The sequence below is a fragment of the Amycolatopsis sp. NPDC045836 genome (genome assembly GCF_056431745.1).
The window spans coordinates 79,276-92,172 of record NZ_JBWKKF010000017.1 but is presented as its reverse complement, the minus strand read 5'-3'; the positions used below and the strand labels follow the sequence as shown (position 1 = coordinate 92,172).

General features: G+C 70.8%; 11 protein-coding genes. 4 read left to right on the top strand and 7 right to left on the bottom strand.

What is annotated here, in order from left to right; all coding sequences use genetic code 11:
* The first annotated feature begins 168 nt into the window (after window positions 1–168).
* From AC07EG_RS29475 to purQ, 3 genes are all read left to right on the top strand, one after another.
* Window positions 169–612 (top strand): L,D-transpeptidase, encoded by a 444-nt coding sequence (locus AC07EG_RS29475; RefSeq protein ID WP_478256468.1) that lies wholly within the window; start codon window positions 169–171, stop codon window positions 610–612.
* Between the two features lie 111 nt (window positions 613–723).
* Window positions 724–963 carry a phosphoribosylformylglycinamidine synthase subunit PurS gene (purS, locus tag AC07EG_RS29470; RefSeq protein ID WP_478256467.1) on the top strand — a complete coding sequence of 80 codons (240 nt, stop codon included), beginning with the start codon at window positions 724–726 and terminating at the stop codon, window positions 961–963.
* Window positions 960–1,646, top strand: coding sequence for a phosphoribosylformylglycinamidine synthase subunit PurQ (gene purQ / locus AC07EG_RS29465; RefSeq protein WP_478256466.1), 687 nt, complete (start codon window positions 960–962; stop codon window positions 1,644–1,646). The genes purS and purQ overlap by 4 nt, the downstream gene beginning before the upstream one ends.
* Window positions 1,647–2,244: 598 nt before the next feature.
* On the opposite strand, the gene AC07EG_RS29460 is transcribed toward purQ, so the two are convergent.
* Together AC07EG_RS29460 and AC07EG_RS29455 are read right to left on the bottom strand one after the other, a co-directional pair.
* A complete protein-coding gene (locus AC07EG_RS29460; protein WP_478256538.1) occupies window positions 2,245–3,912 on the bottom strand; it encodes an ABC transporter ATP-binding protein in 1,668 nt (555 codons plus the stop codon).
* Between the two features lie 50 nt (window positions 3,913–3,962).
* Window positions 3,963–5,588 carry an ABC transporter transmembrane domain-containing protein gene (locus tag AC07EG_RS29455; protein ID WP_478256465.1) on the bottom strand — a complete coding sequence of 542 codons (1,626 nt, stop codon included), beginning with the start codon at window positions 5,586–5,588 and terminating at the stop codon, window positions 3,963–3,965.
* 106 nt (window positions 5,589–5,694) lie between these two features.
* On the opposite strand from AC07EG_RS29455, the gene purL reads away from it, so the two are divergent.
* Complete coding sequence (purL, locus tag AC07EG_RS29450; RefSeq protein WP_478256537.1) at window positions 5,695–7,965, top strand: phosphoribosylformylglycinamidine synthase subunit PurL; 2,271 nt, start codon at window positions 5,695–5,697, stop codon at window positions 7,963–7,965.
* 4 nt (window positions 7,966–7,969) lie between these two features.
* On the opposite strand, the gene AC07EG_RS29445 is transcribed toward purL, so the two are convergent.
* The 5 genes from AC07EG_RS29445 to AC07EG_RS29425 form a co-directional block, all read right to left on the bottom strand.
* Window positions 7,970–9,022: a pentapeptide repeat-containing protein gene (locus tag AC07EG_RS29445; RefSeq protein WP_478256464.1), complete on the bottom strand. Its 1,053-nt coding sequence runs from the start codon at window positions 9,020–9,022 to the stop codon at window positions 7,970–7,972.
* Between the two features lie 3 nt (window positions 9,023–9,025).
* On the bottom strand, window positions 9,026–10,090 hold the full coding sequence (locus AC07EG_RS29440) for a hypothetical protein (RefSeq protein WP_478256463.1): 1,065 nt from the start codon (window positions 10,088–10,090) through the stop codon (window positions 9,026–9,028).
* 142 nt (window positions 10,091–10,232) lie between these two features.
* Window positions 10,233–11,057, bottom strand: a complete 825-nt coding sequence (locus AC07EG_RS29435) for a hypothetical protein (RefSeq protein WP_478256462.1) — start codon at window positions 11,055–11,057, stop codon at window positions 10,233–10,235.
* Window positions 11,058–11,210: 153 nt separating this feature from the next.
* Window positions 11,211–11,771, bottom strand: a complete 561-nt coding sequence (locus AC07EG_RS29430) for a hypothetical protein (protein ID WP_478256461.1) — start codon at window positions 11,769–11,771, stop codon at window positions 11,211–11,213.
* Between the two features lie 91 nt (window positions 11,772–11,862).
* Complete coding sequence (locus AC07EG_RS29425; protein WP_478256460.1) at window positions 11,863–12,783, bottom strand: lysozyme; 921 nt, start codon at window positions 12,781–12,783, stop codon at window positions 11,863–11,865.
* Window positions 12,784–12,897: the final 114 nt, after the last annotated feature.

The window sequence follows — 12,897 nt, the reverse complement described above, 5'->3', positions numbered from 1 at the left end:
AACCGGGTGTCGCCCGGATGTCGGCTTCCGGTCACTCCCCGTGTTTGTCCTCCGGCCGATCCGGTTAATTACCGACGAGCAAGCAACCTTTCCCGTGATCGTTGCGTCCTCCCCACCAGCAGCACACCAAACACGAGCTCGCACCGGCGAGCGGATGGGAGGCCCGTCATGGGAACGCTGCGGAAGATGACCGGTGTGGTCGCGGGTGCCGCGGCGATCAGCGCGCTGGGGCTCTTCGGGGTCCCGGCGGCGAGCGCCGCTTCGATGCCGTGCAGTGCGAAGGCGTCGGCCTGCGTGGACCTGAGCGCCAAGCAGGCGTGGCTGGCCGAAGGTGGCGAGGTCACCTACGGTCCGGTGCCGATGGCGTCCGGGAAGTCCGGCTACCGGACCCCGCCGGGCACGTTCAAGGTCACTTACAAGGACATCGACCACTGGAGCCGGGCGTTCGACGGCCCCATGCCCTATTCGGTGTTCTTCACCAACAGTGGCATCGCCTTTCACCAGGGCAACATCAAGCAGCAGTCGCACGGCTGCATCCGCTTGACGCACGACGCGGCCGTCACCTTCTACAACGCCCTGCAACCGGGCGAAGTGGTGGAGGTCGTGCGCTGAACCGGCGTCCGGTGGGTGGCTTCTGTCGGGGGGCTACCCACCGGACCGGCGGTGACCGTCAAGTACGCTCGGGGTGTACCGCTGACCTGCACACACATGGAGCGACCAGCCGTGGCCCGAGTCGTCGTAGACGTCATGCCCAAGCCGGAGATCCTGGACCCGCAAGGCCAAGCGGTGGCGGGCGCGCTGCCCCGCCTCGGCTTCGACGGCGTGACCGACGTCCGCCAGGGCAAGCACTTCGTGCTCGAGGTCGACGACTCCGTCGACGACGAGACGCTGGCCAAGATCGCCGAGGAACTGCTGGCCAACCCGGTCATCGAGGACTGGACCGTGCGGCGGGTGGACGCGTGACCGCCCGGATCGGGGTCATCACCTTCCCCGGCACCCTCGACGACGTCGACGCCGCCCGCGCGGTGCGGTACGCCGACGCCGAAGCCGTGCCGCTGTGGCACGCCGACCACGACCTCCGCGGGGTCGACGCGGTGATCGTGCCCGGCGGCTTCTCCTACGGCGACTACCTGCGTGCCGGGGCCATCGCCAAGTTCGCCCCGGTGATGACCGAGGTGGTCGAGGCGGCGGGCAGGGGCATGCCGGTGCTCGGCATCTGCAACGGCTTCCAGGTGCTGTGCGAGGCCGGGCTGCTGCCGGGGGCGCTGGTGCGCAACCACAAGCTGCACTTCGTCTGCCGGGACCAGTGGCTGCGGGTGGAGAACAACACCACCGCGTGGAGCACCCGGTACGAGCAGGGCGCCGAAATCCTCGTCCCGCTGAAGTCGGGCGAGGGTGGTTACGTCGCCGACCAGGCCACCCTGGACATGCTGGAGGGCGAGGGCCGGGTCGTCTTCCGCTACGTCGGTGTGAACCCGAACGGCTCGCGGAACGACATCGCCGGTATCACCAGCGCGAACGGCCGCGTGGTCGGCCTCATGCCCCACCCCGAACACGCCATCGACGCCCTCACCGGCCCCTCGGACGACGGCCTCGGCCTGTTCTACTCCGCCGTCGACGCCCTTGCGGCGGCTCTGGCCCATTGACCCCCGGGGCGTGGTTCGCCCCGGTTTCGGTGTGACTACGGCTCCGGCCTCGATGCCAAGGCGGGAAAGATGCCTTGACTTCGAGGCCGGAGCCGTATTTTTGGCGGTGGACCGGGGGGTCTGGGCGGCCACGCCGGTTGAGTCCCCGGCTTCCTGTTGGGTGCCCGGTTCCGGTGGTGGGTGGTTGGCGGTCGCTCTTGTGGCGGGTCCCGGCTCGGGTTGGGTGGAGTGGCCACGCCTGTCTTGGTGCCCGGCTGCGGTGGGTGGTTGGCGGGGGCGGCCATTTCCGTTTGGTGTTCTGGCTGCGGTGGGATGGGTGGCGGGGCGGCCATTTCCGTTTGATGCTCTGGCTGCGGTGGGGTGGGGTGGCCGCTTCTGTTGGGTGTTTTGGCTGCGGTGGGGTGGGGTGGCCGCTCCCGTTGGTGCTCTGGCTGCGGTGGGGATGGCCGCTCGCGTTCGGGGCCCGGCTTGGTTGGGTGGCTGCTCCCGTTTGGTGGCAGGTCCCGGTTGGTCGGCTGGCGGGAGTGGGCACGAACGTGCGGTTCGGGCTCGCGAGCGTGGGGCTCGGCTGCGGAGGGGCGGGCGAGCCGGGGCCCGGTCACGTGGTGGCGGCTTGGACCAGGCGGGCGTAGGGGCCGTTGGCGGCCAGCAGGTCGGTGTGGCTGCCCAGTTCGGTGATGGTGCCGCCGGACAGGACGGCGACCCGGTCGGCGGCGGCGGCCGTGTGCAGGCGGTGGGCGATGGCGATCACCGTCCGGCCGGCGAGGACCTGCGAGAGCGAGCGTTCCAGGTCACGCGCCGAGCCGGTGTCCAGCAGCGAAGTCGCCTCGTCCAGGACGAGGGTGTGCGGGTCGGCCAGGACGACGCGGGCCAGGGCCAGTTGCTGGGCCATCGCGGCGGGTACCGAAGCCGGGGACAGCTTGGTGTCCAGGCCGGAGGACAGCGACCGCGCCCAGGCACCCGCGCCCACCGAGTCCAGGGCATCCCACAGCGCGTCGTCCGACCACGAACCCGCGGGCAGCGTCAGGTTCTCCCGCAGCGTTCCGGCGAACACGTGGTGTTCCTGCGTCAGCAGCAGCACCTCACCCCGCAGCACGTCCTCCGGCAACCGCGAGACCTCCGCGCCGCCGATGGTCACCGAGCCCGAGTCCGGGGTGGCGATGCCCGCCAGCAGCCTGCCCAGCGTGGACTTCCCGGCACCCGACGGCCCGACGATCGCCAGCCGCTGCCCGCGCGGAACGGTCAGCGAGATGCCGTGCAGCACCTCGCGGTCCGCCGAGTAACCGAACCGCACGTCCCGCACCTCGATCTCGGTGCCCGAAGGCAGCGAAGAACCCGAAGGCGGAGCAGCCGCCGCACCACGCACGCCGATCACCCGCCGCAGCGCGGTCGTCGACACCTGGACGTCTTCGATCCACCACAGCAGCTCGTCCAGCGGACCCGCCAGGAGCTGCACGTACAGCACCATCGTGGTGATCGTGCCCAGCCCGACCCAGCCCTGCGTGTACGCCCACGCCCCGATCAGCAGCATCGCGCCCACCGGCAGCGCGTGCGACAGCTCCAGCCACGGCGCCCACCGGACCTGGAGTTTCCGCAGCTCGCGCTCCCCGTCGACGGCCCGCGCCAGCCGTCGATCGCCCTCGGCGAGGCGTCGCGGGATCAGCCCCAGCGCGTCCGCGGTCCGGGCGCCTTCGGTGGACTCGTGCAGCCCCGACTGCACGTCGCCCCAGGCGTCCAGCATGCGCTCGACGGTCGACGGCACCCGCCGCCAGTACCACCGGGTCGGGAAGTACAGCACCGGCACCGCGACCAGCAGCCCCAGCGCCAGCAGCGGTGAGGTGACCACCATCGCCACCACGGTCAGCGCCACGGTGATCAACGCGACGACGATCTCCGGGACCGCGTACCGCATGGCGTAGTCGACCTTGTCCACATCGGAGGTCGCCCGGCTGAGCAGGTCACCGGTGCCCGCCGCCTCCACGGTGCCCAGCGGCAGCTTCAGCGCGTCGCCGACGAACTCCTCCCGCGTCTTCGCCAGCACCAGCTCACCCAGCATGCCCGCCCGCCGGTTCGCCGCCTTCTTCAACACGGCCTGCACCAGCAGCACACCGACGAAGACCAGCGCCAGCAGGTCCAGCGACAGCCCGCCGCCCCCGGCCACCGAGTCGACCAGCCGCCCGAGGATCTGCGGGCCGACCAGCCCGGCGGCCCCCGCCAGGCAGAAGAACAGGATCACCAGCACGAACTCCCGGCGGAACGCCTTCATCGTGCCGATCGCCCAGCCGCGGGCCTGCGCCACGTCGGCCAGCGGCAGCTTCAGCTGCACGGTTGCCTCTCCTCGAAAACGTATTCGTCCGCTACCGCCCGCCACAGCGGGCTCTGGCTGAACACCACGGTCGTCCGGCCGCGCCGCAACTCGGCCACCCGCTCGGTGATGCGTGCCTCGGTGTGCGCGTCCACCGCCGACGTCGGTTCGTCCAGCAGCAGCACGTCGGCGTCCAGGGCCAGCGCCCTGGCCAGGTTCAGCCGCTGCCGCTGCCCGCCGGAGACCTCCCGGCCGCGTTCGCCGATCAGCTCGTCGAGCCCCAGCGGCAGCGCGTCCACGATGTCGTCGGCGTCCGCCGCGGTCAGCGCCGCTTCGACGGTGATCGAGCCGGGGGTGACGATCTGCTCCCGCAGCACCCCCGAGAACCAGACGTCCTGGTTGTGCGCGTAGACCACCCGCGACCGCAGCTCGGCCAGCGAAGCGCGCCGGACGTCCACCCCGGACACCAGCACCGGCTCGGCCGGATCGGTGAACCGCGCCAGCCTGCTCGCCAGCGCCTCGGCGTCCGGTGTCTCGATCACGGTCAGCTTTCCGGCGACGGCGGTGAAGCCGGACTCGGTGTCGTGCAGCTCCAGCGGCCCGTCCGGCAGCGCGATCGGCTCGGCCGGATCGTCCAGCTCGGGCCGCAGCCCCAGCATCTTGCACACCTTCCGCGACGCCACCACGGCGCCGGAGAACGAGCCCGCCGCCTCCGTGGTGGTGCTCACCGGGATGATCAGGAACGCCGAGGCGCCGTAGAAGGCGACCAGCTCGCCGATGGTGATCGTGCCTGCCGAGGCCAGCCGCGCCCCCAGCCAGGTGATCGCCACGGTGACCAGTCCCGGTAGCAGCACCTCGGCGCCGACCAGCCACGAGGTGCTGCTCGCCACCCCGTTGCCCTGCTCGCGCACCTGCTGGCTGGCCTTGGTGAACCGGCGGTGGAACTGCCGCTCCCCGCCCACGCCCCGCAGCACGCGCAGGCCGGAGACGATGTCCGCGGCCAGCGCGTTCACCGTGGACAGTTCCTCGCGCTGGGCTTCCTGGCGGCGTTGCAGCGGCGCGATCAGCGGCCCGATCCCGGCCACCGCCAGCGGCACGCCGACCAGCGCGACCGCGGCCAGCAGCGGCGAGGTGCCCAGCAGCACGATGCCGACGGTCAGGAACGCGACCACCGCGCCGAGCACCCGGCCGAAGACCTCGAAGATCGCTCCCACCCGGTTCTCGTCGGAGGAGGCGATCGCCATCATGTCGCCGGTGTCCGCCTGCCCGCGCAGGTCGGCGCCCAGCCGCAGCGTGTGGTGCGAAACCAGGCGCTGGGTGGTGGACGCGGCGTGCAGCCACATGCCGTGCGCGGCGAACAGCAGCCCGGCGCCGAAGGCCGTCTGCAGCACGCCCAGCGCGGCCACCAGCACCACGTTCCAGACCAGCTCGGCGGTGTCCGCGCCGGCGATGCCCGCGTCGATCGCCCGGCCGACCACCAGCGGCAGCAACGCGCCCGGCACCAGCCAGGCCGCCCCCAGCACCGCCGAGGCGGTCGCCAGCCACGGCCGCGCCCGCAGCAGCGCGAACAGGTACCGCAGCGGGGTCAGCCGTTCGGGCAACCGCACTTCCGGGGCGGGATAAGGTTTTCCGGGCACGAGTCCCGACGGTATGCGGCAGCCGCTCGCCGAGGCGACCGATTTTCCGCCGACCACCTGTCGGAGTGCCCTCCGGCGCACCCGTACCCTGTGCCTCGTGGACACCGTGACCAGCACCGATACCACCGAACGCGCCGCGGCGACGCCCGACGTGCCGCAGCCCTACCTCGAACTCGGCCTGGCCGAGGACGAGTACGCCCGGATCCGGGAAATCCTCGGCCGCCGCCCCACCGACGCCGAGCTGGCGATGTACTCGGTGATGTGGAGCGAGCACTGCTCGTACAAGTCCTCGAAGGTGCACCTGCGTTACTTCGGCGAGACCACCACGCCGGAGATGCAGGAGAAGATGCTGGCGGGCATCGGGGAGAACGCCGGTGTGGTCGACATCGGCGACGGCTGGGCGGTCACCTTCAAGGTGGAGAGCCACAACCACCCGTCCTACGTGGAGCCCTACCAGGGCGCGGCCACCGGCGTCGGCGGCATCGTGCGCGACATCCTGGCGATGGGCGCGCGCCCGCTCGCGGTGGCCGACCCGCTGCGCTTCGGCCCGGCCGACGCGCCGGACACCCGCCGGGTGCTGCCCGGCGTGGTCGCCGGGGTGGCCGGGTACGGCAACTGCCTCGGCCTGCCGAACATCGGCGGCGAGGTGGTCTTCGACGAGAGCTACGCGGGCAACCCGCTGGTGAACGCGCTGTGCGTGGGCGCCATGCGGGTCGAGGACCTGCACCTCGCGCACGCCTCGGGCACCGGCAACAAGATCATCCTCTTCGGCGCGCGCACCGGTCTCGACGGCATCGGCGGCGTTTCGGTGCTGGCCAGCGACAGCTTCTCGGAGAACACCGGCCGCAAGAAGCTGCCCAGCGTGCAGGTCGGCGACCCGTTCACCGAGAAGGTGCTGATCGAGTGCTGCCTGGAGCTGTTCGCCGAGAAGCTGGTGGTCGGCATCCAGGACCTCGGCGGCGCGGGCCTGTCGTGCGCCACCTCCGAGCTGGCCGCGGCCGGTGACGGCGGTATGCACATCGTGCTGGACCGGGTGCCGCTGCGTGCCGAGGGCATGACCCCGGCGGAGATCCTCTCCAGCGAGTCGCAGGAACGCATGTGCGCCGTGGTGGCACCGTCCGATGTGGACGCCTTCATGGCGGTGTGCGCCAAGTGGGACGTGACCGCCACCGAGATCGGCGAGGTGACCGACGGCGACCACCTGGTGATCACCTGGCACGACGAGGTCGTGGTGGACGTGCCCCCGCGGACCGTGGCGCACCAGGGCCCGGTGTACGAGCGGCCGTACGCCCGTCCGTCCACCCAGGACACCCTGCAGGCGGACACCACGGCGTCGCTGAAGCGCCCGTCGACCGGGGACGAGATCCGCGAGACCGTGCTGCGGGTGATCTCCTCGCCGAACCAGGCGTCCAAGGAGTGGGTCACCAGCCAGTACGACCGCTACGTGCGCGGCAACACCGTGCTCGCGCAGCCGGCGAACTCCGGGGTGATCCGGATCGACGAGTCGACCGGTCGCGGGGTCGCCGTGTCGACCGACTGCAACGCGAAGTTCGTCTACCTCGACCCGTACCGGGGCACCCAGCTGGCGCTGGCCGAGTCCTACCGCAACGTGGCCACCAGCGGGGCCACCCCGGTCGCGGTGACCAACTGCCTGAACTTCGGCGCACCGACCGATCCCGGGGTGATGTGGCAGTTCGAGCGCGCGGTGCACGGCCTCGCCGACGGCTGCGCCGAGCTGGGCGTGCCGGTGACCGGCGGCAACGTCAGCTTCTTCAACCAGACCGGTGACACGGCGATCCTGCCGACGCCGGTGGTCGGGGTGCTCGGCGTGCTCGACGACGTCCGCCGCCGCATTCCGACCGGCATCGGCGCGGAGGCTGGCGAAACGCTGCTGCTGCTCGGTGACACCCACGACGAGCTGGACGGCTCGGCCTGGGCGCACGTCGTGCACGGCCACCTCGGCGGGGTGCCGCCGAAGGTCGACCTCCAGCGCGAGAAGCTGCTCGCCGAGATCCTGGTGGCGGGTTCGCGCGACGGCATGATCTCCGCCGCGCACGACCTCTCCGACGGCGGCCTGGCGCAGACGCTGGTCGAGACCGTCCTCATCGGACAGTGCGGGGCCCGCGTGGTGCTCGACGACGAGCTCGACCCGTTCGTGCAGCTGTTCTCCGAGTCGGCGGGCCGGGTGCTGGTCGCCGTGCCGCGGACCGAGGAACTGCGCTTCACCGAGATGTGCACCGCCCGCGGCCTGCCGTGGCGCAAGACCGGCGTGGTGGACCCGGAGTCGGGCTCGCTGGAGATCCAGGGCGTGACCAGCTTCGGCCTGGACGAGCTGCGGGAGACCTGGGAGCGCACGCTCCCCGCGTTGTTCGACTGAGCGCTCAGGGCCGGACGGCGACGATGCGCACGTCGCCGTTCGGCTGGCGCTGCTTGCCGAGGCCCGCGGGCAGCTCGTGTTCGCGGTCCGGGCGGACCAGCGTGTGGTACAGGTCCAGCGACGACGGGACCGAGGTCATCCGCAGGTCCGCGTGGTCGTCGAACTTCGTGCGCCGCAGGTTCAGCGAATCGCCGAAGGTGGTGCCCTCGAACAGGGCTTCGCCGCTGAACTCCGCGCCCTCGAAGGAAACCTCGCCGCTGAACTCGCTGCGCACGAAGGCGGCCCTGGCCCTGAACTTGGTGCCGCTGAACCAACCCCGCTGCAGTTTCGAGTCGTCCAGCCGCAGCTTGCCTTCCAGCGTCGCCGCGGTCATCCACAGCGGACCTTCGAAGGTCATCTCCTGGAAGCGCGTCGTGCTGTGCAGTTTGGCGTGGCGCAGGGTCACCTCGCCCACCTTGTGCCCGGACAGGTCGAAGTGGTCCAGGGTGGCCGTGGTCAGGTCCAGGTCGTACGCCTCGGCCTCGGTGTCGTCACGGGCCGGGAGCAGCCCGGCGATCAGGCGCTGGGCGGTCTGCCGGACCACCCCTTCGCGCCTGAGCTCCGGGTCCTCGGTCTCGGGGTCGTGCTCGAACGGGCGCCGCAGGTAGGAGCACAGCACGTCCAGCACGGTCTGCCGGTAGGCCACCCGCGTCCGCGCCAGCCCGGCCAGCGCGTGCAGCGCGCCGACCCGCACCTGGTCCGCGTCGTTCCCGAGCAGTTCGACGGCCTTCGCGAACCGCTCGTCGGCCACCCGCTCCAGGTCGCGCTCGGCCCGGTGGCTCTCCAGGTCGTGGCGCTGCCGCTCGATCTCCTGCCTGCCCTCTTCGACCTTGCGCCGCCGGTCGTTGAGCCACAACGCGTACAACGCCACGATGGAGCCGCCCGCCAGACCACCCGTGCGCAGTGCGTCGGCACGGGTGGTCTTGGGATCGGTCAGCAACCACACGCTGATCCCCACCAGCAGCACGACCGCGAGCGCGATCGTCAGCGCCAGCGGGGACCTGACCGCTCGCCGCACGGCTCAGAAGGCGTAGAAGGTGCTGATGCAGAACCCGGCGTCGTCGAAGTTGGTCGCGCTCACCGAGCCGGAGACCGACCGGCCGCTCTCGGTACCGGTGATGTCCGCGCTGACCAGCGTCTCGTCCGGCGGGGCGGAGGCGACGGTGTAGTTGCCCTGGCCCTCGATCGCGTAGCCGACCGTGGTCTCCAGCAGGCTGGCCGTGCTGGAGCAGGCCATGGCCAGCGCGCCTGCCTTGTCACCGGCGTTGACCTTGCTGATGAACTCGTCGATCAGCGCCTTGCCGTCGGAGCTGCCGGAGCCGCTCGGGCGGGTCGGCTTCGACGGGGTCTTCGGGCTGGTCGAGTTCGGCTTGGTCGGCGGCTTGGCCGAGGTGCCCCCGGCGCTGGTGTTGCCGGTAACGCCCTTCCAGCACCAGCTTTCGCCCGACTTGACCAGGGTGCCGTCGAACTGGCCGGTGTCACCGCCGGACTTCAGCGTCACCTCGACGGTGGCCGTGTACTCGGTGTCCGACTTCTTCGTCGGCCCGGTGACCAGCCGCGCGGCGCTCAGCTCGTCCACCTCGCCCGGCACGTTCTTGACCTGCTCCGAGGCGTCCGCGCAGATCAGCCCCTGGATCGCGGTCTTGTCCTGGGTGTTCAGCGCGGCCACGATCGCGTTCGTGGTGCCTTCGGGGCCCTCGTCGTCGCTGAGGAAGAAACCGGGGGCGACAAAACCGGTGATGCCCACCGCGATCAGCACCACCAGCGCCGCGGACAGCCCGATCCACAGCCCGGCCATGCTCTTCTTCTTCGGCGGCTGGCCGTAGCCGTCGCCGCCCTGCGGGTAGCCCTGGAACTGCTGGGTCTGCCCGTACTGCTGCTGGCCGTACTGGTCGTACCCGGGCTGCTGTTGCTGCCCGTACTGGTCATAACCCGGCTGTTGCTGGCCGTACTGGTCGTAGCCGGGCTGCTGCCCGTACTGACCCGGCTGCTGGAAGCCGCCCGACTGGGGGTACCCGCCCTGGCCCTGGCCGTAAGGGTCGGGTTGCTGGCCGTACGGCTGCCCCGGCTGAGGTGGGTAGGTCATGTCAAAGCCTCCGTAGTACTGCGTGCGCGAGCTGCGCCCCGTAGCTGCGACGCGGTGACGGAGGCCCGGGTTCCCGAGTCCGCGCGCGTTGCCCCTGACCGGGCATTCTGCCTGGTCGTGCCCGGCCGTGGGGCAACCGGGATCAGAAAGCGAAGACCGCGGCCACGCACGGTCCGGTGCTCAGGTCACCGGCGCCGAAGGTGGCGTGGACCTGCTGGCCGCCCGCCGAGCCGGTGGCCGTGGCGACCACGGTGCCCGGGGTGTCCGAGGTGACCTCGTCGATCTTCAGGTTGGGCTTCTTCGACACCAGTTCCTGCACGGTCGACTCGGTGGAACCCTCCGAGCCGTCGCAGACGAAGCTCATCGCGCCGGAGGCGTCGGCGGCGTTGATCTTGTCCACCATGTCGCGGATGACCTGCTCCACCGCGGAGTCGCCGGAACCGCCGGGGGCCGGTTTGCTGCTCGAGGACGGCGCGTCCGCCGACGGCCTGCGCGAGGACGACTTGGAACTGGGCTTCTCGCTGCTGGCCGGCGCTTCGCTGGTGGTCTGGCCACCGGCGGTGTTGGTCGGCTCGTCGTCGCTGAGGAAAAAACCGGGGGCGACAAAACCGGTGATGCCCACCGCGATCAGCACCACCAGACCGGCGGCGAGGCCGATCCACAGCCCGGCCTTGCTCTTCTTCGGCGGCTGGCCGTAGCCGTCGCCGCCCTGCGGGTAGCCCTGGAACTGCTGGGTCTGGCCGTACTGCTGCTGCCCGTACTGGTCGTAACCGGGCTGCTGGCCGTACTGCTGCTGCTGGCCGTACTGGTCGTAACCGGGTTGCTGGGGCTGGCCGTACTGGTCGTACCCGGGCTGCTGGCCGTAGGGCTGGCCCTGCTGCGGGAATCCACCGGACTGTGGCTGCTGGCCATAGCCGCCCTGGCCGTACGGATCGGGCTGCTGCCCCGGCTGCGGTGGGTACGTCATCAGGCTGCCTTCCCATAAAGCGGGTGTTCCGGGTCGCATCTCACCACGGCACGAGCCGTGGTGCGGCCCATTCTTCCGGCTGGCACCGGTGCGAGCACAGCGGCTCCCGTCCGATCGTGACCGAATGGGAGCCGCTTGACCGGAAACACCTGGTCAAGAGAGGGTGAACAAGCCGACGCAGGCCGGGCCGATGGCCGCGGTCGCGGTCACGGTGGCGGTCACCGGCTGACCACCGGCGGTGCCGGTGACCTGTCCGGTGAGAACCTTCGGCGACTTGGCCTCCAGCTCGCTCACCTGCAGTGACGGCTGCTGCGCGGCGAGTGCGCCCACGGCCGAGTCGTCCCCGCGGCCGCCCGCGCACATCAGTTGCTTCGCCCCACCGGCGTCACCCGCGTTCAGCTCGGCGACGAAGTCCTCGATCACCTTCTGCACGCTCGCGTCGGCCGGGCCGGTGCCGCCGCGACCACCCGGCGCGGGTTCGGCGGTCGGGCGGGGGGTGCCGGGCGTGGGGGTCGGGGTGGGGGTGGGCGTGTCGGTGGTCGGCTGAGTGGTCCGGACCGGTGTGCTGGTGGTCGTACCGGCCACGGGCTCGGGGTCGTCGCGCAGGAAACCGGGTGCGACGAAGGCGGTCACGGCGAACGCGGCGAGCACCACCACGGCCGCCGCGATGCCGATCAGCAGTGCGTTCGGTGGTCTTCTCCCTGGTTCCGTCATCGGACCAGGTTCGCCGAACCGGCTTGGACGGCGCTTAGCCGAGCTGAGAGATCCCCGGGGGCCCACCGGGAGTGCGCCCCCGGGGCCGGGCTCAGCCCGTGGCCATCTTCTGCAGCTGGCCGTAGTCCCCGTTCCACCGGTTGAAGTCGATCGGGGTGGAGGTGTACTGCCAGAACGAGTAGAAGCTCCAGCCCGGCGGGAGCGGGCCGACGGTGGAGCTGTACCGCGCGATCCACAGCGGCACCGTGCTGCCGAAGTTCTGGGTCGAGCCGACGCACTGGTTCCACCAGTTGGTGTTGGTGTAGATGACCGGCCAGCGGCCGGTGCGTGCGTGGTAGCGGTCGTGGAACTCGCGGATCCACGCCCCCATGGACGCCTGCGACTTGCCGTAGCAGGTCGCGCCGTACGGGTTGAACTCGATGTCGAGCGCACCCGGCAGCGTCTTGCCGTCACCGGACCAGCCGCCGCCGTTGTTCACGAAGTAGTCCGCCTGCGCGGTGCCGGAGGAGCGGTCCGGCAACGCGAAGTGGTACGCCCCGCGGATCATCCCGATGTTGTAGGAACCGTTGTACTGCTGGGTGAAGTAGGGGTTCTTGTACCCGGTGCCTTCGGTCGCCTTGACGAAGGCGAACCGCTTGCCCTGGTTCCACCAGTTCTGCCAGTTGACGTTGCCCTGGTGCCCGCTGACGTCGATGCCTTCGACGCTGGCGGTGATGACCGCGCCGTCGGGGCCGATCGCCGGCTCCTGCTGCGCGGCGGCCTTGGTCTCTTCGGTCGAATGGTCGCCTTCCACCCGGCGGATCTGCGAGCCGAGGGGGTGGTCGTGGGTTTTCACGTATTCGTCGACGGGCATTCCGTCGATGAACGCCGGGACCGCTTCGGCAGGGTCGGTACCGGTGTCGTCGTTGTAGGTGCTCGCGGCCGCTGGAACAACGGAACCCAGCAGGAGCAGGCCCGCTGAGACGGTGATGGCCGCGCCGTGCAGGCGGCGACGGCTTCTTCGCATGGACATAGGGAATCCCTTCACACATACCCTCGCGGTGAACGGCTCACTGCAGGTGACCGCTCGGTCGTTGATTGTTGACGACGGAGTCGGCTTTGTCACGAAATCGCGGGAAAGATCTGC